The sequence below is a fragment of the Pseudomonas sp. St316 genome, from assembly GCF_018325905.1.
In the GTDB taxonomy this organism is placed as follows: domain Bacteria; phylum Pseudomonadota; class Gammaproteobacteria; order Pseudomonadales; family Pseudomonadaceae; genus Aquipseudomonas.
Genome location: NZ_AP021901.1, coordinates 3,086,035 through 3,107,094 on the forward strand (window position 1 = coordinate 3,086,035; position 21,060 = coordinate 3,107,094).

Below are 21,060 nucleotides of genomic sequence, written 5' to 3' on the forward strand. Positions count from 1 at the left end.
GTCCCTGTACCTGCGCCGAGGAGCGCGGCCAGAAACAGCGCCGCGACGGTCTTGCGATTGACGAACTTTGCGAACCTATTCAAACAAGTCCCTTCTGGATGCAGTGTAGTCGCGGCTCAGCAAGGCGAGCCGCTTTTCGTACCGACGAATCCAATATCCCACCAGCACGCTCAATAGGAGTAGGTCAGGCGCGCGAACACGCCTTTGGCGCGATCCTCGCCAAACACCCTGGCCCGGTATTGCAGGGACAGGTCCACATAGGAGCGTGGTGCGTTGTAGGCGTCTTCCCTGAACCAGTAACGTACGTTGTTTCCTATCCCGATACCCCCGGCGTCGCCGGAAGAAAAGCCGCCGCCGGCTTCGCTCTTCATCTTGGAATCGTAGTCGATCGCCGCGACGACATGAGGGAAGGTCACCCAGCGCGAGCCGGTTCCGCCGATGGCGTAGCTGCGGCCCACTTGCCATTCGCTGTTGAAGTAGTCTCGCGAGTCGTTGATGTAGTGGCCGACCTCGGCGTACAGCTGCGAGGTCCACCAGCTCGGCACATCGACCCGCAGATCGGTGCCGATGCTCGAGCCATAGCCCAGTCGCACCAACCAGTCGCCGTCGACATTGGAAGAACCAAGCGGGAAGGTCCGTTCAAGGGCGGCCATGATGTTGACCGAACTGAAGGGCTTGACCCGCACGCCGAGGGCGCCTTGCAAGGCGTCCGCGCCCGTATCCGAATCGCTGTTCTTGCTCCACAGGGTGTCGGTGATACGTCCGTAGAGTTCGACAAAGCGGCCATTGCGATAGCCCAGCGGACGCCACGACAGCTCGGTGCTGTTTTGCAGCAGGTCATTGCTCTCACTGCCGCTGCTGCTGGAGCCCGGGGCGGCGCTCAGGCCACTGGAACTGCTGCCGCGATAGCTGGTGGTGCTGGTCAGGCCGAGTCTGCGCGATACATCGCCCACGGTGCGACGGGTATCGAATAGCTGTTGCGGGGAGAGGGGCGACTCAGCGGTTTTTTGCCCATCGATGACGCGTTTGAAGTACGCCACGGCTTCGTCGTCTTTGTGCAGGCGCATGGCGTTGTAGGCTACGTCCTGGGCCGCCGTCGGCGGCAGTGGCGCGCTGGCGTCGGCCTTGCGGAACGCCGCGTGGGCGGCTTCGTCATCGCCGGCCTGCATCGAGAGGTAGGCGACCTGCAGATCGCTCGCCGAGGCCAGCTCGCCCGTGGCCCGTGCCTCTTGCAGACGTTCGCGGGCGGTGCGGCGCTGGCCGATGGCGGCATACAGCCCGGCTTCTTCGTAGGCCGGCAGGCTGCCTAGCGCCAGGGCGCGGGTAAAGTCATCCCGGGCGCCGGCATCGTCCCCGGATTGCTGGCGCAGGCGTCCACGCATGACCAATAGCCGCGCGTCGTCGCCATGGGTTTGCAGGCCTTCACTGGCGGCGGCGATGGCTTGGGGCACGCGCTTTTGATCCGTCAGGGCGCTGACCAGCAGGTGTCGATACGCCGGGTTCTGCGGGGCGCGCGCCACGGCCTGGTTTGCCAGGGCGACGGCGGTCGCGGGGTCTTTGCGGGCGAGGGCGGCATAGGCCTGGGACGCCAGCGCAGTACCGGCATCGTGGGAACTGCCTGGCCAGATCGCGCAGGTCAGGCCGAAGGTGCTTTCCTGGCACTCCAGGGGCGGTGGTGGAAATTGGGCCAGGCGGTTCAGGCCTTTGTTTTTCTGGCGCAGCGCAGCGCGGGCCGCACCGCTGCGACGGGTCACCTCATCGCTGTCGTCGTTGCCCAACGCCTGTAACTGGTCCAGCGCGTGCTGAGGTTCACCACGAGCCAGGGCGGCGTCGACGGCAAAGAGACGGATGTCCCGGCGCTCGCTTGTCGACAAGCCGGGCAGGGACAGGGCATGGTTCAGATCGGCTTGGGCTGGCTGTAACTTGCCCTGGCGATCCCGGGCATAGCTGCGCAGGATCCATGGCGCGGCTTGGCGATCGTCCAGCGCCAGCGAGCCAGAGGCAGCCTGTTCGGCAGCGGGGTAATCCTTCGCCGCGAGCAGCGCACTGATGAGCAGTTGCTGGTTGGCAGCGATCTCTGGCGCCCAGGCCACGGCTTTGCGCGCCTGGTCCACGGCCAGGGCTGTGTTGCCTTGCTCCAGGGCGTGATAGCCCTGGGTCGCCAGCGGTATCGCGAGTTGGCGGCGAATGGCTTTGCGGCGCATCAACAACGTGTTGTCGTTGGCAAAGACACGAAGGGCATCGGTGGTGGCCCGATCGGCTTCTTCCACGTGTTGCTGGCGTTGCAAGGAATCGATCAGCAACAGGCGATATTCACGGCGCCGGGGTGCCTGGGCGACAGCCTTGCGGGCCGATTGCGCGGCCAGGCCGAATTGTTCGCGGTCATAGGCCTTGAACCCCTGGGACGCGGCGACGAAACCCGGTGCTGCGCTGGCGGGGCGAGACGCTGCCAGGGACTGGGGTTGGTCGCGCAGTTTCTTGTCGCGCTCGGCCAATTCAATCAGGGTGTTCAGGCGCGTCACGTCGGCCCGCTGGCGCAGGGCTTCGCGTGCCTTGGCGATGGCCAGGTCGTAGTCCTTGCGTTCGTAGGCGCTGTAGGCTTCGTTGGCGGCGGTATAGGCCGGACCAGACAATGGCAGCGGCAACGTTTCGGCAAGCGCAAACGCTGGTATCAGGCTCAGCCCCGTGGCCAAAAGGGTCAGGAAGGGGCGGTTCATGCCGGGAGCTCCGTTGGGTAGAGATTGTGCTGACGGGCCACCGCCTGTTCGATCGTCGCGCGTGGCAGCACGCCGCTGTCGACCAGGTAATCGCCGATGCGGCCGTGGTGCTGCGGCCGGTACTGGAGCATGACGCGACTGAATTCGTCGCGATCGAGCAGACCCATTTCGATCAGCAGGTCGCCCAGCAGCGGCGCCCGGGCATTGGGTACGGCATGACCGTTGCGCGCAGGCAGCTTGCGCAACAGCACGAGAATTTCGCTTTCCCGGGCGATCAGTTGCACCGGCTCGCTACCCAGTGCGGCGCTGACCTGTTGCAGGCCTTCGTCGGGCAAGGGGTTGGCAACGGCGATCTGTTCGCGGCCCTCACTGTTGGGGCCCAGGGACACGACTCGCCAACGCAAGGCAAACTCGGGACTCAACGGGGACGTCGAGGCAGCGGCTTTCTCGGCGACATCAAAGACCCGTGGCAGGTCATTCTGGAACGCGATGGCTTCGGCCAGGGTTTCATCATCCAGCCAGCCATTATTGAGCAGAATCCGCCCCAAAGGCACATTGCGCGACTGTTGTTCGTTGAGGGCGCTTTGCAGGGCCGTGTCGGTGATGGCCTGCCAGGACAGCAACACGCTGCCCAGGCGGCGCGGCGCAATGGCAACCAGATCGGTGGAAGGAAAATCGTGCATGGTCTTGTCCCAGACCAGCTTGCGATTCATCACCTTGCCCACCAGGAACATGCGCCAGGCCCGGGAGGCGGCCATGAAGTTGACGAAGTTGCCCACCAGCATGCGCGGCATGGACAGCAAGCCATGCTGCCAGCCGTACAACACGGTAGTGAAGTAATAGCGGTGCACGATTCGCCAGACCAGCGCGACGCCGTTGGCCAGCAACAGGTATTTGACCAGGCCGTTGCTTTCGAACGGCGTAGGGAAGGTGACGTCCCACAGGCCGCTATTGCGCAGGATGATCAAGCCCAGCAGCTGTACCAGAATAACGTAGGCAATGATGCTCACGAACGCCGTCACCACCCCCTTGCGATCGCGAAACAGCAGGTATCGGTTGGCCAGCGAGCCGTTCCAACCCATCTGCTCCCAGCCTTGCAAGCCGATGCCCAGGGTCCAGCGGGCCTTTTGCCGGAAGGCGGTGCGGAACGTGTCCGGGAAAAACTCGCGCACGCACAGCGGCATCGTCAGGGTCGATTCGTAGGGTTTGCGGAACCAGGATTTGCGCAGCACCCGGAACTGCACCGGAAAACGCACGAAGATCGCATTCATGCCCACCTTGGCCAAGCGTGCGCCAACGTCGTAGTCCTCGGTGAGGCTGTCGGTGTTGAACGGCTGGTTCTCGGTTTCACCGGCCAGCACCCGCAAGGCACGGTGGGAAAAACAGGTGCCGACGCCGGCCGAGGGCACGGTGTCGGTCATGCTTTCGCGCACCACCAGGTCCTTGCCATGCCATTCGGCGAACTCGTCCATGTAGACGCCCGCGACCCATTCGTACCAGTTGCGCTCCAGCGACACCACGGGCAACTGGATCATGTCCTTGCGCGGCAACAGGTAGTTGAACAGACGCAGTTCCAGCGGATGCAGCACGTCCTCGCTGTCGTGCAGGACGACGCCAGCGAAGGTCATCCCATGGGTTTTCTCATGCAGGAAAATCGCCTGGATCACCCAGTTCAAGCAGTCGGCCTTGCAGGTCGGCCCGGCATGGGGCACTTCCACGCGGTGCAGTTGTTTGTAGCGCCTGCGCATCCGCTCGACTTCGTCGATGGTGCGCTGGTCGTTGATGTACGTACCGACGAAGACCACGTAGTTCTGGTAGTCGAGTGTCGACACCATGTTCTCGATCATCGGCGCGATGACGTCGTATTCCAGCCAGGCCGGCACCATGATCGCCAGGGGCTGTTCGTCCCGGGCCAACAATTGTTCGACGGTCAGCGGCCGGTAGCGGCGGTCCACGGTGAACTTGCGGTACAGGCGACGAGACCAGTACCACACGTCAACAATCAGATCGTCCAGGCTGGAGATCAGGATCAGTACCGCGACCACGATGGTCGCGATTTCCAGGTAGTTGTAGTAATGGGCCAGCCAATAGGGCCAATAAAGCGACGTCATCGAAGGGTACCGTTACTGGCGATTGCGACGGGCGCTACGGCCTGCCAGCAACAAGAGAAGGAACAGGATAATGCTGCCTGGGATCAGCCAGAGCAGCGAAGGTTTGCGCCAGGCATCCAGCCCCTTGGGTTCTTCGCGGCCGATCAGCAGGCTACCGCTTGGGTCTTGGGTATCGAAGATCGCCACGGCCCCGTTGTTGCCCAGAATCGCCACGTCGCCACGGGTCAGCACAATCGGTTTGGCCAGGCTTGGCGGCTGGTTGCCCAGGGCCCGGTAGACCAGGCCATGCTGGCCTGCGGTCTGCACCACTTGCAACGAGGCCAATTGGTTGAGGGGTTGTACGTCCAGCAACACCTGGTCCTTGTGGTTGATGCGCAGACGACCTTGCTCGTCGACCTGGACCGATTCCTGGCTGTCCTTGAGCGGCAACTCGAAGGCCAGGAAGGCTTTGTCCGGGCTGACGACGGCTTTGGGATCAGCGCTGACCTTGAGCTGCGCGCGCAGCGGCGATACACCGCTGGTATCGGCCACCGAAATGACCCGCGCCAGGCTGCTGGCCGGTTGATCGAGGTAGGCCTGGGGGACCAGGATCTGGGTGTCCACGGCGAAGCGTGCGGCCATGCCGGAGAAGTCGTCGTCCAGCGAGGTTTTTTCCAGGACGATATGACTGGTCGGCAGGACCGACACCGGGAAGGCTTGCGGCGTTTCCAGGCAGCGGTCGCTGACTGGTTGGCGCTGGAACGATACGCGCAAGGTGTTTTTCGAGCCCAGGGCGTAGCGCGGGATGTGGGCCTGGATGCGCTGTGGCTCACCATTGGTGGTCAGTTGCTGCGCGCCGATCAGGAAATCATTGAAAAACAGCGAGGCCACTGGAGCTGTAGCGGAAGCCCCCGGAGCTGCGGAGACATCCACCACGGCCGTGACGGGCAGGCGACCGTCATAAGCCACGCTGCCCAGAGGGAACGAAGTGCTCCAGTCGAATCGCGAGGCCACGTCAAAGTTGCCAGGGGCGCCGCCCAGTCGCGACAGGGCCACACGACCATCGTCGCTCAATGGTGTTTGCGCTTGGCTCACGGTCAATTGGCGACTTTTCGCCAGTTTGTTCCACGCCGAACCGAGCAGCGACAAGGCTTTGCCGGTGGATTGCGGGGCGATCATCAGGACCGGGCGCGTGCCCAGCAGCGCCAGGCTTACGTTGTCGGTGCCGGCGCTCGCCAGCGCTGCGTTGACGCGCTGTTCGCGCCATTGGGTCAGGGCGCTGGCTGCCGTTGTGTCGAGGCCCTGGACCTGGCTTTGCAAGGCGTCCAGGGATTGGTTGATGGCCTTGAGCAGTTCCGGGTCGTTGATCGCCAGGTCAGCCTTTACGTTCGGGGTCTGGCCCAACACCAGCAGTGCGCCGATTTCAGCCGGGTTGACCAAAGTGTGCGGGCCTTTGCCGTTGAGGCTGGCGAAGGCTGGAATGCTCAGTAACTCGGCAGGAATGCGCAGGCTGCTCAGGTCCACGCTGTCCTGGACGGCAGGGAAGGGCAGGATGCGACTGTGTTTGCCGATGCGCTCCAGGGCCACGCCCAGACGCCAGGCCGAATCGTAGCTGGCGGCGGACAGCGAGCCGGGGCCACGAGGATGCCGGGCTCGCCGGGCAGGGCCGCCCAGGCCGCACCGACGTCGCGCAACTGGCTGGCGTCATAGCTGTAGTTCAGGCGCGTCTCGGGTTGGATGCGCAGCACATTGCCGATGACCCGATCGTCTTCGCACAACGGTCGGGACACCACCGAGGACCAGGCAATGCCCAGGCGCACGAGGCCGTTGTCACGCGCGGCTTTGTCGACGCCAAGCGTGGCGCTGGCATCGCCTTGTGCCTCGCTGAGCCCTTCGGCGCGCACCGGGTAGCCGTCCAGGGACAGCAGCAGGGTGTTGCGGCCACCTTCACCATTGAGGTAGTTGGCATCCAGTTGCAAGCTGGCATCATCCAGCGCAACGCCAGCGGGTACCGGTAGGTAGAGCTCGCGGCGGGCGTCGCTGGCGCTGAGGAGGATCGGCGCAGTGATGCCCAGGTCGCTCAAGCGCACTTCACGTGTCTGGCGGGTATCGGCGTTGAGTCGATGAATGGCCTGGGTCAGCGGGCTGTCCGCAGCCAGGGCAAAGGTCGGCATGAGCGCGAGCAGGCTCAAGCCGCAGGCAAGGGCGCTGAGCGCACCCGTAGGGGTGGCAACGGAAGGCTTCATTCAGGCAAGTCTCGATCTGATAAGAGGAATAACAGTGGTCAGTTGAAATCGGCGAGCAACTCACGCGGCACCGACGATGATGGAGCGGTCAGCTGCTGTGCGGGCAGCGGGGCCACGACGAAGTCGTCGACCGGGCGTCCCATCAGGGTATCGACGATGCGTTGGCTGGCCTGGCCATCGCCATAGGGGTTGGCGGCCTGTGAGGCGCGGCGCCACAAGGCCTCGTCGTCGAACAGTGCATCCACTCCGGCGATGATCGAGGCCGGGGAAGTGCCCACCAGGCGCACAGTGCCTGCGGCTACGGCTTCGGGGCGTTCGGTGACGTCGCGCATCACCAGCACGGGCTTGCCCAGGGACGGCGCTTCTTCCTGCACGCCGCCAGAGTCGGTGAGGATGACGTGGGCGTGTTGCATCAGGCGCACAAAGGCCAGGTAATCCAGCGGCTTGATCAAGTGCACATTGAGCAGGTCGCCCAGCTGTTCGGTAACCGGCCTGAGCACGTTGGGGTTGAGGTGCACCGGGTAGACGATCTGGATATCCGGCCGCCGGGCCAGGTGACGCAAGGCCTTGCAGATGTCCAGGAAGCCCTCGCCGAAGTTTTCCCGGCGGTGGCCGGTCACCAGCAGCAGTTTGCGTCCGGTTTGCAGGTAAGGGAACTGTTGGTCCAGTTCGTCACGCAACCGGGCATCGTCATTGATGCGTCGGGCCGTCAGTTGCAGCGCGTCGATCACGGTGTTGCCGGTCACCAGGCAGCGGCCTTGCAGGCGTTCGCCCAGCAGGTTGTCGCGTGATTGTCCGGTGGGGGCAAACAGCAGGTCGGCGCTGAGATCGATGCACCGGCGGTTCATTTCTTCCGGCCAAGGGCTGTAGATGTCACCCGTGCGCAGGCCAGCTTCCACATGGCCGACGGGGATGCGTCGATGGAAGGCGGCCATCGACGCGACCATGGCCGAAGTGGTGTCGCCGTGGACCAACACCCGATCTGGCCGGGTCTGTTCCAGCACCGGGTCAATGGCTGCGTACAACGCGGCCGTCAGGGAGTTGAGTGTCTGGTGCGGCGTCATCACGTCGAGGGTGAAATCGGCCTTGAGGTCGAACAGATCCAGCACCTGCTTGAGCATGCTTTGATGCTGGCCGGTGACACAGATCAGCGACTCAATACCTGGTTCGGCGGCGAGGGCCTTGACCAAAGGTGCCATCTTGATGGCTTCCGGACGGGTGCCGAAGATCGAGAGGATCTTGATTCGTGGATGATTAGTTGCCATGACGCCCTTCCTCGCGCAGTTTGCTGCGCCGCACAACAGCTCGCCCGGATGCGACGAGGCATTCGAGCGGGCAAGCGATTTAGTTAAGTAGTGGCCCGTTGTCAGACAGCGGTTTGACGTACACAGGAAGTGACGCAGTGGCATCTTGAAAGTCGGGGCGGCAGATTAATAACATCAAAAATCATGAGCGCAAAGTTTTATATGTGGAGGCGTATTAATAATTTTTTAGAGGGTTGTTTGATGGGCAGGCTGAGGGGACTTGAAGGGGTGCTTTAACTTTTATTAATTGTTGAAATTAAAGGTTTTTTTGTCGTTATATGACGGGTTAATGGCCTCTTTAGGTTTGAGAGAGGTGCGCCGTGGTTTTTTTGGCGCCTAATTCCCTGCGCGGCCAGTGCGCGGTGTGTCATTCGAATGGCGCCTGTAAGTCGACTTAAAAACGGTCTTTATGTGATTAGTTTTAGAGGGCAGTTCGCTGTTTGGCGAAAAGTTCAATTTAATTTGAGCTTTTATACTAATAGTTCAGAGAAATGGTTTCTGCCGCAATGGCACTAGACGGAGCCGTTACTTGCAATAAGTTAGTTGCGTAGAACGACCCCGCTCACAGGCAAGAGCCGCTAAGTCGTGCACTCATTGCGGCCGATAATCGCACGCTTTGTGGGGTACGCCTACCGGGGTTATTGACCAAACTAACCGGGTGGTACATTTTATCGGCAATTGTCTTGCTCGACGTGACCAAGACCATAATAAAAATAGAGGAATACCCATGCCTATCCGTCTGCGAGCCCTCCATCTCCCCTTGATCCGTTGTTCCAGCCCTGGAGCATCTTCCAGCCTTTCAGGTTCGATCCGCTAGCGGCCCACGCTGTTTGTGGTCTTATCGCGCCAATGGGATGTCGGCGCTCGACAAGCCTCGGAGTTCTTCAAGATGACAAAGGTCGTCGATCTGTATTTCAAGCTGCTCAAGCTACTGATTGTGTTGTGCATGGTCGCGATGATCGTGCTGGTGTTCGGCAATGTGGTGCTGCGGTATGCCTTCAACTCTGGCATCAGTGTGTCGGAGGAGCTGTCGCGCTGGTTCTTCGTCTGGATGATTTTTCTCGGCGCCCTGGTGGCGCTCAAGGACCGTGCCCACCTGGGCATGGACAGCCTGGTCAAGCGCTTGCCGCCAGCCGGCAAGCGCGTCTGCCTGGTCATCAGTCACCTTTTGATGTTGTACATCTGCTGGCTGATCTTCAGTGGCAGTTGGCAACAGGCAGCGATCAACCTGAATGTCGTTGCCCCGGCGTCAGGTTTGTCCATGGCGTTGTTTTATGGTGCCGGCCTGGTGTTCGGCGCCAGTGCCACAGCGATCCTGCTCTACGAGCTCTACCTGGCGCTGTTCGGCAAGCTGGGGGATGACGAGCTGGTGATGATCAAGGACAACGACGCCGAGGTGATCACCCCGAACCCCATCACCCCGAACCCCATCAAGAGTACCCGCCCATGACACTGGTTATTTTCCTCGGGTCCTTGATTGGCAGCATGGCTCTGGGCATGCCCATCGCGTTTGCCTTGCTGGTAGTCAGCTTGGCGTTGATGTTCTACCTGGATCTGTTCGACGCGCAAATCATTGCCCAGAACCTGCTCAACGGCGCGGACAGCTTCCCGCTGATGGCCGTGCCGTTCTTCATGTTGGCCGGCGAAATCATGAACGTCGGCGGCCTGTCCAAACGTATCGTCAACATCGCCATGGCGCTGGTGGGGCACAAGCGCGGTGGTCTCGGTTACGTGGCGATCATCGCGTCCTGCCTGCTGGCGTCACTCTCCGGTTCGGCCGTGGCCGATGCGGCGGCACTGGCGGCCTTGTTGGTGCCGATGATGGTGTTGGCCGGGCACAACCGGGCGCGCTCGGCGGGTTTGATTGCTGCCGGCGGCATTATCGCGCCGGTCATTCCGCCGAGCATTGGCTTCATTGTCTTTGGCGTGGCGTCCGGGGTGTCGATTTCCAAGTTGTTCCTGGCCGGTATTGTGCCGGGGATCATGCTCGGAGCAGCGCTTGCCATTGCCTGGTGGTTCGTTTCCCGCAGCGAGAATGTCGAGACGCCACCCAAGCAATCCCGTGCCGAGGTCCTGCGGGCTTTGGTTGAGGGCAGCTGGGCCATGGGCTTGCCGATCATCATTATTTTTGGCCTCAAGTTCGGCATTTTCACCCCGACGGAAGCGGCAGTGGTGGCGGCCGTCTATTCGCTATTCGTCTCCCTGGTGATCTACCGGGAAATGAAAGTCAGCCAGTTGTACGAGGTAATCCTGTCCTCGGCCAAGACCACCTCGGTGGTGATGCTGCTGGTCGCCGCCGCCATGGTTTCTTCCTGGTTGGTGACCATTGCCGACTTGCCTGGCCAATTGGCGGCGGTGCTCGAGCCGTTCATGGATAGCCCGACGCTGCTGTTGGTGGTGATCATGCTGATGATCATCCTGGTCGGTACGGTCATGGACATGACGCCAAGCATCCTCATCCTTACACCGGTGCTGATGCCGGCGATCACCCAGGCGGGCATCGACCCCGTTTACTTTGGCGTGTTGTTCCTGATCAACACCGCCATCGGCCTGATTACCCCGCCGGTGGGCACTGTGCTCAACGTGGTGAGCGGGGTTTCCAAGCTCAATATCGAAGAAATCGTTCGTGGCGTGTGGCCGTTCCTGCTTGCGCAACTGGCGGTGCTGTTCCTGCTGGTCCTGTTCCCGCAATTGGTCTTGGGACCCCTGAAATTCTTCACCGGTTGAGGCCGGTGCAAGCTGTAGTAACTCGACTTAAAAACAATAATGATCGGAGAGTGACATGGGACAACTGATGAAAACCCTGTTGGCCGGGGCGTGCGCAACGGGACTGCTGCTGGGTAGCGTGGTCAGCCACGCAGATGAAATCCGCGAACGCACCCTGCGATTCGCCTTCCAGAACGTCAAGGAGCATCCGCAAGGGCAGGGCGCGCAGAAATTCGCCGACCTGCTCAGCGAAAAGAGCGGTGGCAAGATCAAGGTCCGCCTGTTCCCCGGCGGTACCTTGGGCGGCGACGTGCAAACGGTGTCGGCGTTACAGGGCGGCACGCTGGACATCACCGTGCTCAACTCGGGCATCCTGGCCGCCCAGGCGCCGGATTATGCCATGCTCGATTTCCCGTTCCTGTTCAACAACGTCGAGGAAGCCCATGCGGTCATCGATGGGCCGGTCGGGCAGAAACTGGCGGCGCAACTGGACAGCAAGGGGTTGGTAGGGCTGGGGTACTGGGACCTGGGCTTCCGTAACCTGACCAACAGCAAGCACCCGGTGACCAAGCTTGAGGACATGCAGGGTTTGAAAATTCGCGTCATCCAGTCGCCGATCTACCTGGAGACCTTCTCCGCCCTGGGCGCCAACCCGGTGCCGATGGCGTTCCCCGAGGTCTACACCGGCCTTGAGCAGCACACCATCGACGGCCAGGAAAACCCTTTCACGGTGATTGAGGGCAACAAGTTCTACGAGGTGCAGAAGTATCTCTCCGTCACGGGCCACATCTTCAACCCGCAGTCGTTGATCATCAGCCAGAAAACCTGGAACCGCCTCAACGACGATGAAAAAGCGATGATTCGTGCGGCCGCGGCCGAAGCGCAGACATTCCAGCGTGAAGTCACGGCGGCGGGCATGGACAAAGCCAAGGTGACGTTGGCCGGCGCGATGACCGTGAATGAAATTACCCCGACCGAGAAAGATCGCTTTCGCGAGCGAGTGAAACCGGTGATCGACAAGTTCGCCAAATCCCTGGATGGAGAGCTGGTGAAGATGATGTACGAGGAGATCGCCAAGGTGCGGGCGGCGCAGTGAGGTAAATCGGTCAGTCCTGAACAGACCCAACCCAGTGTGGGAGCGAGCTTGCTCGCGATAGCGGTGCGTCAGCCAACATCAATGCGGCAGACGTGACGTCATCGCGAGCAAGCTCGCTCCCACAGGCATATTGTTTTGTCAGCCAACGGTTTACTGGGCGGCCGGAACAGCCAACCACTGCCCAATCACTTTCTGGTAGCTGCCATTGGCCTTGCTCAGGTGCAGCCACTGATCGACGTACATCTTCCAGGTGTTGTCATCGCGAGGCAGCAGGTAGGCCTTCTCGCCATATTGCAGGTAGCGGGTCGGGTTGACCGCGCACAGGCCTGGCTTGAGTTTTTGCTGGTAGAGCGCTTCCGACGCGTCGGTAATCATCACGTCGGCTTTGTTGTCCAGCAGTTGCTGGAAGATGGTCACGTTGTCGTGGAAGCTGAGCTGGCCGTTGGGCAGGAACGCCCGGACGAAGGCTTCGTTGGTGCCGCCGGCCGGCTCGACAAGACGCACCGAAGGCTGGTTCATCTGTTCGAGGGTCTGGTAGCGCTCCTTGTCTTCGCAACGCACCAGCGGGATCTTGCCATCCACGTCCAGGATGTTACTGAAATAGGCTTTTTTCTGGCGCTCCAGTGTCACAGAGATCCCGCCCATGCCGATGTCGCATTGACCGGCAACCATATCCGGCATCAAGGTTTTCCAGGTGGTCTGCACCCATTGCACCTTGACCCCCAGGCTGGCGGCCAGCGAGCGCGCCATGTCGATGTCGATGCCTTCGTATTCGCCGGTTTCGGTTTTAAAGGTATAGGGCTTGTAGTCGCCGGTGGTGCAGACCTTCAGTTCGCCGCGTTGCAGGACCTGATCCAGCAGCGAGGGTGCCGGTTCGGCGAGGGCGCCGAATGAGAGCGCCAACAGGCCACAGAGCGTCATCGAGCTTGTTATGTTTTTCATAGTGATTGGACGTCTCGCAACGGAAGGGAACAAGACCGGGGAGTGTAGTGAAAGCGCCTGCTCGCTGTCACTGCGGTGTTGTTCGTGAACAGTCAGCCGGGCGTAGTCTCGCAGTTCTGTCGAGGCAGGCTTTCCAGGTAGGCGCAGAACATATCGGCCATGGCGTCGCTATAGAGCGCAACTTCCACAGGAGAGCGGGGCGCGAATGAAAATCGCTTGCCCACGGTACTCAGCGTCGTGAGCACCAGGTCACCTGCCAGGGCACGGGCTTGTGCCGGGACGGTTGGCAGTGCTTGCAGCATGAAGGCGTCCACCGACTGTTGTACCGACATCCGCGCGGCCTGGTGCTCGGGGGCGTCGCGGTAGAGCGGCGCGGCGTCGTTGAGCGCAACGCGTATCTGGGCCTCGTCGCATTCGGACTGGATAAACGCCCGCACGAGGCTGCGCAGCCGCTCGAAGGGTGGCTTGCGGTTGTCCTCAAGAATCTCGCGCAGCATATCGCTGGTTTGTCGCCATTCATCACTTTGCAGGCGGAACAGGATCGCCGCTTTGTTCGGGAAGTACTGATACACCGAGCCGACGCTGACGCCGGCTCGCTCGGCAACCCGGGCAACAGTGAAACGTGTTGCGCCCTGGGTTGCCAGAACCTGAACAGCTGCTTCCAGAACGGCGGCGACGAGCTCGGTGGAACGTGCCTGTTTCGGCTGTTTACGCGAGGAAATCTGCGGGCTTGAGCGTTCGGACATACGGGCATGATCCTGGGAAGGGAATGCGAATAGGAAATGCGACGGATTGTTCGTATCTTGAATGCGACGAATTGATCGCATTCTAGTCGGCTCCACAGACAACGTTCAACGTCACATCGCATCCTTTCTGTGAGTAGGGTTATGACTCAAAAAAACGTTCAACAGGGCGCCTCCTTGGCGCCTCAGGCAACTGCTGACATCAAGCCGGTGCTCAAGCTGTTGCCACTCACGCTGACGGTATTCATCGGTTTTCTCACCCTGGGCATGCAGTTGCCTGTGTTGCCCCTTCATTTGCATGACACGCTGGGCATGGGCACGCTGGTCATTGGCCTGGTGGTCGGCGCACAGTTTGCCGCGGCGCTGTTGTCCCGGGCTTGGGCCGGCAACTTTGCGGACATGCGCGGTGGCAAGCGCGCCGTCATGGTCGGCTTGGTGACAGCGGCGGTCTCGGGGTTGGTTTATCTGGTTTCCCTGGCGTTCGTTGCCGAGCCTGTCACTTCGGTCTGGCTCTTGCTGGGCGGTCGTGTCCTGTTGGCCCTGGGTGAAAGCCTGATCGTCACCGGTGCGTTGGGGTGGGGCATCGGCCTGGTCGGTGCGCAGCATGCCGGCAAGGTCATGGCCTGGAATGGCATCGCCATGTACGGCGCGTATGCCCTGGGCGCTCCGCTCGGCGTGGCGCTCAATAGCGGCTGGGGGTTCACCGGCATTGCCGTCGCGACGATTTTCATCCCGCTGCTGGCGCTGGCGATTGTCGCGGGTGTCCGGGCGGTCGCCCCTACGGCGACCCGGCGGACACCGTTCTACAAGGTGATGGGCGCCGTGTGGGTGCCCGGCATGGGGTTGGCGTTTTGCAGCGTTGGCTTCGGTGTCATCACGGCTTTTATCGCGCTGTTGTTTGCGGCGAGGGATTGGGGCAACGCTTCCTTGGCGTTTACGGCGTTCGGTGTGGCTTTCATCACTGCGCGCCTGCTTTTGGGGCACCTTCCGGACCAGATTGGCGGCGCCCGCGTCGCGCTGGTCTGCGTATTGATCGAAGCCGTTGGGCTGCTGCTGATCTGGAGCGCCGACACCGCGACCATGGCCTATTTGGGCACTGCATTCGCCGGCTTCGGTTACTCCTTGGCGTTTCCCGGTTTCGGCGTGGAGGCGGTGCGGCGTGCGCCACCGCAGGCACGCGGTCTCGCCATGGGCGCCTACGTCGCGTTTCTGGATATTTCCCTGGGCATCACCAGCCCGCTGGCCGGTTTGTTGGCCAGTGGCTGGGGGATCGGTGCGGTTTACCTGGGCGGCGCCATGGCCGTTGCGCTGTCCTTCGTGGTGGCCCTGATGCTGCTGGGAGGACGGGAAGTACACGTTCAATACAAATCCTGAGCCCTTGATGGGTTATAGAAGATTTTCGGTCTCGTTTTTTGAATAGGAGCGTTGCACATGCACGTATTCGTTACCGGTGCCACGGGCTGGGTTGGCGCGGCCGTGGTACAGGATCTGATCGACGCCGGGCATCGGGTCACCGGCCTGGCCCGATGCGAAGAAAAGGGCGCCACACTGGCTGCGACCGGCGCGAAGGTGATCCGAGGCACTCTGGATGATCTCGATATCCTGCACAACGCCGCCTCGGCGGCGGACGCGGTGATTCACACGGCGTTCAATCATGACTTCTCACGGTTTGCCGAGAACGCTGAGCAGGACCGTCACGTAATCGAAGTATTGGGCAGCGCGCTGCAAGGAACCGAACGGCCGTTACTGGTGACGTCCGGCTTGTTGGGTTTGACCCAGGGGGCGAGCGAGCTGGAGGTTCCAAGCCCGGCCTCGCCGCGTAAATCCGAAACGGCGGCCCGGGCGCTGGTCGAGCGCGGGGTGCGGGTCGCGACGGTGCGGCTGGCGCCCTCGGTCCATGGCTTGGGCGATCATGGGTTCGTTCCTGTCCTGATTCGCCTGGCCCGGGAGACGGGCGTCTCGGCCTATCTCGGGGATGGCAGCCACTGCTGGTCGGGCGTGCATCGGCTGGACGCCGCACGGGTCTATCGGCTTGCGCTGGAGCAGGGCGTGACGCAGTCGGTCTACCACGCCGTCGCCGACGAGGCTGTGCCGTTCAAGGACATTGCCCAGGCAATCGGTCGTGGCCTGGGGTTGCCGGTGGAATCCCGGGAGCGTGAGCATTTCGGCTGGTTTGCCCACATGGCGGGCGCGAACATGGCCGTGTCCAGCGCCTACACCCGCGCCTTGCTGGGCTGGATGCCAAGCGGCCCGAGTCTGTTGGCCGATCTTGACCAACCAGGCTATTACCACGCCGATTGAAATGAACGATCTGTGGCGAGGGAGCTTGCTCCCGCTCGGTTGCGCAGCGACCGTAAAATATCGGGGTCGCTGCGCAACCCAACGGGAGCAAGCTCCCTCGCCACAAGGGCCTAGCGCTAGATGATCCCGTGGTCGATCGCGTATTTCACCAGGGCTGCGGGTTTGTCGATGCTCAGCTTGCGGCGGATGCTCAGGCGATGGGTCTCGACGGTGCGTACGCTGATGTCCAGTTCACGGGCCATTTCCTTGTTGTTCAGGCCCTGGACCATTTTGGACAACACCTGGCTCTCCCGTGGTGTCAGCTCGTTATCGGTGTGTGGGTCGGTGGCGAGCCGCTGGGCGATCTCTGCACTGTAGAACGTGCCACCGCTGATGATGGCTTCGATGGCTGCGATGATTTCCCGCGACGGCGCGTTCTTGAGCACGTAGCCGCTGGCGCCGGAGCGCACGGACTCGCTCACGTACTCGTAATTGTCGTACATGCTGAGGATGAGGATCTTGAGGCTGGGGTGTTGCTTGCCCAGCAGCCGGGTCAACTCCAGCCCGTTCATGTCCTTGAGGCTGATGTCCATCAGCAGCAGGTCAGGTTGGCTGCGAGCGACCATTTCAATCGCCTGCGCCCCGTTCTCGGCTTCGCCCACCACGTCCAGTCCGGGCATGACGGACAGCAGGGCCTTGATACCGTCGCGGACCAGGGAGTGATCATCGACCAGCGCGACGCGAATCACGGGAGGCAGGTTCATCGGCAGGTGCTCTTGTTAGCAGGGGCGCGCATCAGCTTTGCGTGACCGAGAGATTCATGGGCAGCAGGATGTCCAGTTCGCTTCGTCCCGGTGCCGAGGTCACTTCCAGGCGTCCGCCGAAATGCTCGACCCGTTCGCGGATATTGCGCAGGCCGATGCCGGTGTGGCCGCGCTCTACTTGCGGGACGTTGAAGCCCATCCCGTCATCCACCACCGTCAGGCGCAAGGACTGGCTGGAGCCGAACAGGGTGATACCGACACTTTTCGCCCCGGCATGGCGCTCGATATTGGTCAGGGCTTCCTGGGCAATGCGGAACAGCGAGACAGGGGCGCCATTTTCCAGGCGGCAATCGAATTCGTTGCTTCGGTAAGACACTTCAAGCCCGCTGCGCTGTTGGAACTCGCTCGCAAGCTGGCCGATGGCGGCGGGCAGGCCCAGGGTGTCGAGCAGGGAGGAGCGCAAATCGTGGGAGATGCTACGGATCTCGCCGATGGCTTCGCCCAGCCGGTCGGTCGCATTCTTCAGGATGCCCAGGCCGTTTTCCTGGCCGTTTTCCAACACATGGCTGGCCAGTTCGAACTGGAATTTTATCGACACCAGCAGTTGGCTGATGCCGTCGTGCAGCTCGCGAGAGACCCGCGAACGTTCTTCTTCCTGCAAGCTGACAATGCGCTGGTTCAGCCGCTGCAGCTTTTTGTCGGCCAGGCGATGTTCGCTGACGTTGAGTGTCATGCCGCCGGCAAATACCAGCAGGACCGCCACCAAGGCGATCGCGGCGATGGCTTGCATGGTGCTGTGGATGCCATGGGCAACTTCGTCGCGGGCTTGTTGGGTTGCGCGCTCGACATCCTCCAGGTAGATCCCGGTGCCGAGCATCCAGCCCCATTGATCGAGCATCACGACATAGGCCAACTTGTCGGTCACCTGGCCGGAGGAGGGCTTGTTCCAGGCGTAGCGCTGGAACCCTTCGCCTGACTCGGCGCTTTTGAGCAATGCCTGGATGACCGGCAGGCCGTGGGGGTCCTTCATGTCCCAGAGGTACTGGCCCACCAGTTCCGACTGGCGGGCGTGCATGAGGCTGCGGCCCTGGCGGTCGTAAACGAAAAAGTAACCGTTGATGCCGAAGCTGAGCTTGCGCAGTTCTTCCAGAACCTGCTGCTGCGCGCGCTCGTCTCCCCGGCCGTTGTCATACAGCGGGGCGATCAGGCTCTGCGCCATCTCGACATAGTTCTTCAGCTCGGCACGCTTGCTCGCCAGGATGCTGTCTTCGATCAGTTGCGCCTGTTGATCGCCCAACTGGCGATTGAGCGAGATCACCAGTGCGCAGATGACCGCGATAGCCAGGACCAGCGGCAAAATTCCGAGGGCGACGATTTTGTGTTTGAGCAGCATGTGTACTCCTGTCCGGACTCGGCGGAGAGGCCAATGGCGGCATCATAAGCCAAACCCATGGGGGAGGCATAAAACCTGTGGAGCCAGACATGTGGGAGCAAAGCTTGCTCGCGATGCAGGCGCCGCGGTTTATAAAAGACCGTATTGACTCTATCGCGGGCAAGCCTTGCTCCCACAAGCGTAATCAAAGGCCTACGTAGTACTACGGATTTATTTTTTGACGACTTGCAGGGATATTGGGCCGGCTCCGAATAGCCGGGGCACACTATAAAAACAATCGCCGCAATCCCCTGGATATCGGCAGGAGACACGCAATGACAACCCGTCTGGTTAAACACCTCGCCTGGTTTGCCGTGGCTGTTCTTGGAGCCTGTGCGTTGAGTGTCGTGGCCTTGCGCCGCGGCGAACCCATCAACGCCCTCTGGATCGTCGTCGCAGCCGTGGCCATCTACCTGGTCGCCTACCGCTACTACAGCCTCTTCATCGCCAACAACGTGATGCAACTCGATGCGCGCCGGGCCACCCCTGCCGTGCTCAACAACGATGGCCTGGACTACGTCCCGACCAACAAACACATTCTCTTCGGCCACCACTTCGCAGCCATTGCCGGCGCGGGGCCGCTGGTCGGGCCGGTGCTGGCGGCGCAAATGGGCTACCTGCCCGGCACGCTCTGGCTGATTGCCGGCGTGGTGCTGGCAGGGGCGGTGCAGGACTTCATGATCCTGTTCCTGTCCACCCGCCGCAACGGTCGCTCCCTGGGCGACATGGTGCGCGAGGAAATGGGCCGCATCCCCGGCACCATCGCGCTGTTCGGCTGCTTCCTGATCATGATCATCATCCTCGCGGTGCTGGCGCTGATCGTGGTCAAGGCCCTGGCCGAGAGCCCATGGGGCATCTTCACGGTGATGGCGACCATCCCGATCGCGATGTTCATGGGCATCTACATGCGCTACATCCGCCCGGGCCGCATCGGTGAGATCTCGCTCATCGGCGTGCTGTTGCTGCTGGGCTCGATCTGGCTGGGCGGGCAGATCGCCGCCGACCCGGTCTGGGCCAAGGCCTTTTCCTTCACCGGGATCCAGATCACCTGGATGCTGATCGGCTATGGTTTTGTCGCGGCGGTGCTGCCGGTGTGGCTGATCCTGGCCCCGCGCGACTACCTGTCGACCTTCCTCAAGATCGGCACCATCGTCGCCCTGGCCATCGGTATCCTGGTGACCATGCCCGAGCTGAAAATGCCGGCGCTGACCCAGTTCACCAACGGCTTGGGGCCGGTATGGAAGGGCGGGTTGTTCCCGTTCCTGTTCATCACCATCGCCTGCGGCGCGGTCTCGGGTTTCCACGCGCTGATCGCCTCGGGTACCACGCCCAAGCTGCTGGATAACGAAACCAACGCCCGCTACATCGGTTACGGCGGCATGCTGATGGAGTCCTTCGTGGCGATCATGGCGATGGTTGCCGCTTCGGTGATCGAGCCAGGCGTGTACTTCGCCATGAACAGCCCGGCGGCGATCGTCGGCGGTGACGTGGTGGCCGTGGCCCAGACCGTTAGCAGTTGGGGTTTTGCAATCACCCCCGAGGCGCTGCAAGCGGTGGCCAAGGACATCGGCGAGACTACCGTGCTGGCCCGTGCCGGCGGTGCGCCGACCCTGGCGGTCGGGATCGCGCAGATCCTGCACTCGGTGCTGCCGGGTGAGAACACCATGGCGTTCTGGTACCACTTCGCGATCCTGTTCGAAGCGCTGTTCATCCTCACCGCCGTGGACGCCGGCACCCGTGCCGGGCGGTTCATGCTGCAGGATTTGCTGGGTTCGTTCGTGCCTTCGCTCAAGCGCACCGAATCCTGGACCGCCAACCTGATCGCCACCGCCGGTTGCGTGGCACTGTGGGGCTACCTGCTGTACCAGGGCGTGATCGATCCGCTGGGTGGCATCAACACCTTGTGGCCGCTGTTCGGCATCTCCAACCAGATGCTGGCCGGCATTGCCCTGATGCTCGCCACCGTGGTGCTGATCAAGATGAAGCGCCAGCGCTACGTCTGGGTGACCATGCTGCCAGCGGCCTGGCTGCTGATCTGCACCACTACGGCGGGCCTGATCAAGCTGTTCGACGCCAACCCGGCGATCGGCTTTCTGGCCCTGGCCCGCAAATACAACGAGGCCCTGGCCGCGGGGCAAGTCCTGGCCCCGGCCAAGAACATCGACCAGATGCAGCACGTGGTGCTCAACGCCTACACCAACGCGACGCTGACGGCGCTGTTCCTGTTCGTGGTCTTAAGCATCCTGTTCTACGCGCTCAAGGTCGGCATCGCCGCCTGGGGCACAAAAGAACGCACGGATAAAGAAGCGCCATTCCAGGCCCTGCCGGACGCTTGAAGCGAGGATTGCAACGATGTTCAATGACTTGAGTCGCCTGGGTAAATACCTCGGTCAGGCCGCCCGCCTGATGGTCGGCATGCCCGACTACGACAACTACGTCGAGCACATGCAAACCAAACACCCGGACAAACCGTTGATGGACTACGAGGCGTTCTTTCGCGAACGCCAGGAGGCCCGTTACGGTGGCAAGGGTGGGCCCAAGTGCTGTTGAAGCACCGCTTGGGTTGAGGTAATCCCCTTGTGGGAGCGAGCTTGCTCGCGATGCGACGGATCAGCTGCATTGATGTTGACTGACCCACCGCTATCGCGAGCAGGCTCGCTCCCACAGTTGTTTTTGGGTAATCTCAGGATTTGCAGACACCACAGATCCCCTGTGGGAGCGAGCTTGCTCGCGATAGCGG

The 21,060-nt window shown here is 61.8% G+C and carries 14 protein-coding genes and 1 pseudogene; 7 read left to right on the plus strand and 8 right to left on the minus strand.

Going from position 1 to position 21,060, the window contains the following annotated elements; translation table 11 throughout:
* Positions 1-170: 170 nt before the first annotated feature.
* From KI237_RS13960 to wecB, 4 genes and pseudogenes are all read right to left on the minus strand, one after another.
* Positions 171-2,717: an NfrA family protein gene (locus KI237_RS13960; protein WP_212800313.1), complete on the minus strand. Its 2,547-nt coding sequence runs from the start codon at positions 2,715-2,717 to the stop codon at positions 171-173.
* Entirely contained in the window at positions 2,714-4,828 is a 2,115-nt protein-coding gene (locus tag KI237_RS13965; protein WP_212800314.1) for a glycosyl transferase family protein, read from the minus strand. Before KI237_RS13965 ends, KI237_RS13960 begins: the two co-directional genes overlap by 4 nt.
* A gap of 12 nt (positions 4,829-4,840) precedes the next feature.
* A pseudogene (locus tag KI237_RS13970) lies at positions 4,841-7,053 on the minus strand (hypothetical protein).
* A gap of 38 nt (positions 7,054-7,091) precedes the next feature.
* Positions 7,092-8,318 (minus strand): non-hydrolyzing UDP-N-acetylglucosamine 2-epimerase, encoded by a 1,227-nt coding sequence (gene wecB / locus KI237_RS13975; protein ID WP_212800315.1) that lies wholly within the window; start codon positions 8,316-8,318, stop codon positions 7,092-7,094.
* Between the two features lie 928 nt (positions 8,319-9,246).
* Here wecB and KI237_RS13980 point away from each other — a divergent pair.
* From KI237_RS13980 to KI237_RS13990, 3 genes are read left to right on the plus strand one after another with little or no spacing between them, the layout of a single operon-like run.
* Complete coding sequence (locus KI237_RS13980; RefSeq protein ID WP_212800316.1) at positions 9,247-9,807, plus strand: TRAP transporter small permease; 561 nt, start codon at positions 9,247-9,249, stop codon at positions 9,805-9,807.
* Positions 9,804-11,084 carry a TRAP transporter large permease subunit gene (locus KI237_RS13985; RefSeq protein ID WP_212800317.1) on the plus strand — a complete coding sequence of 427 codons (1,281 nt, stop codon included), beginning with the start codon at positions 9,804-9,806 and terminating at the stop codon, positions 11,082-11,084. Before KI237_RS13980 ends, KI237_RS13985 begins: the two co-directional genes overlap by 4 nt.
* A gap of 55 nt (positions 11,085-11,139) precedes the next feature.
* The gene (locus tag KI237_RS13990; protein ID WP_212800318.1) at positions 11,140-12,159 is read left to right on the plus strand and encodes a TRAP transporter substrate-binding protein; all 1,020 of its coding nucleotides are present in this window, start codon (positions 11,140-11,142) and stop codon (positions 12,157-12,159) included.
* A 150-nt stretch (positions 12,160-12,309) separates the two neighbouring features.
* On the opposite strand, the gene KI237_RS13995 is transcribed toward KI237_RS13990, so the two are convergent.
* Entirely contained in the window at positions 12,310-13,101 is a 792-nt protein-coding gene (locus KI237_RS13995) for a transporter substrate-binding domain-containing protein (protein WP_212800319.1), read from the minus strand.
* Positions 13,102-13,193: 92 nt separating this feature from the next.
* Positions 13,194-13,847: a TetR/AcrR family transcriptional regulator gene (locus tag KI237_RS14000; RefSeq protein ID WP_212800320.1), complete on the minus strand. Its 654-nt coding sequence runs from the start codon at positions 13,845-13,847 to the stop codon at positions 13,194-13,196.
* Positions 13,848-13,988: 141 nt separating this feature from the next.
* Between KI237_RS14000 and KI237_RS14005 the strand changes: the two genes are divergently transcribed.
* Positions 13,989-15,218 (plus strand): arabinose transporter, encoded by a 1,230-nt coding sequence (locus tag KI237_RS14005; protein ID WP_212800321.1) that lies wholly within the window; start codon positions 13,989-13,991, stop codon positions 15,216-15,218.
* Positions 15,219-15,275: 57 nt separating this feature from the next.
* Positions 15,276-16,145 (plus strand): SDR family oxidoreductase, encoded by an 870-nt coding sequence (locus tag KI237_RS14010; protein ID WP_212800322.1) that lies wholly within the window; start codon positions 15,276-15,278, stop codon positions 16,143-16,145.
* Positions 16,146-16,261: 116 nt separating this feature from the next.
* On the opposite strand, the gene KI237_RS14015 is transcribed toward KI237_RS14010, so the two are convergent.
* Complete coding sequence (locus KI237_RS14015; RefSeq protein WP_212800323.1) at positions 16,262-16,888, minus strand: response regulator; 627 nt, start codon at positions 16,886-16,888, stop codon at positions 16,262-16,264.
* 31 nt (positions 16,889-16,919) lie between these two features.
* Positions 16,920-18,281: a cache domain-containing protein gene (locus KI237_RS14020; RefSeq protein ID WP_212800324.1), complete on the minus strand. Its 1,362-nt coding sequence runs from the start codon at positions 18,279-18,281 to the stop codon at positions 16,920-16,922.
* Positions 18,282-18,595: 314 nt separating this feature from the next.
* On the opposite strand from KI237_RS14020, the gene KI237_RS14025 reads away from it, so the two are divergent.
* Together KI237_RS14025 and KI237_RS14030 are read left to right on the plus strand one after the other, a co-directional pair.
* The gene (locus KI237_RS14025; protein WP_212800325.1) at positions 18,596-20,656 is read left to right on the plus strand and encodes a carbon starvation CstA family protein; all 2,061 of its coding nucleotides are present in this window, start codon (positions 18,596-18,598) and stop codon (positions 20,654-20,656) included.
* Between the two features lie 16 nt (positions 20,657-20,672).
* A complete protein-coding gene (locus KI237_RS14030; RefSeq protein ID WP_003201656.1) occupies positions 20,673-20,870 on the plus strand; it encodes a YbdD/YjiX family protein in 198 nt (65 codons plus the stop codon).
* Positions 20,871-21,060: the final 190 nt, after the last annotated feature.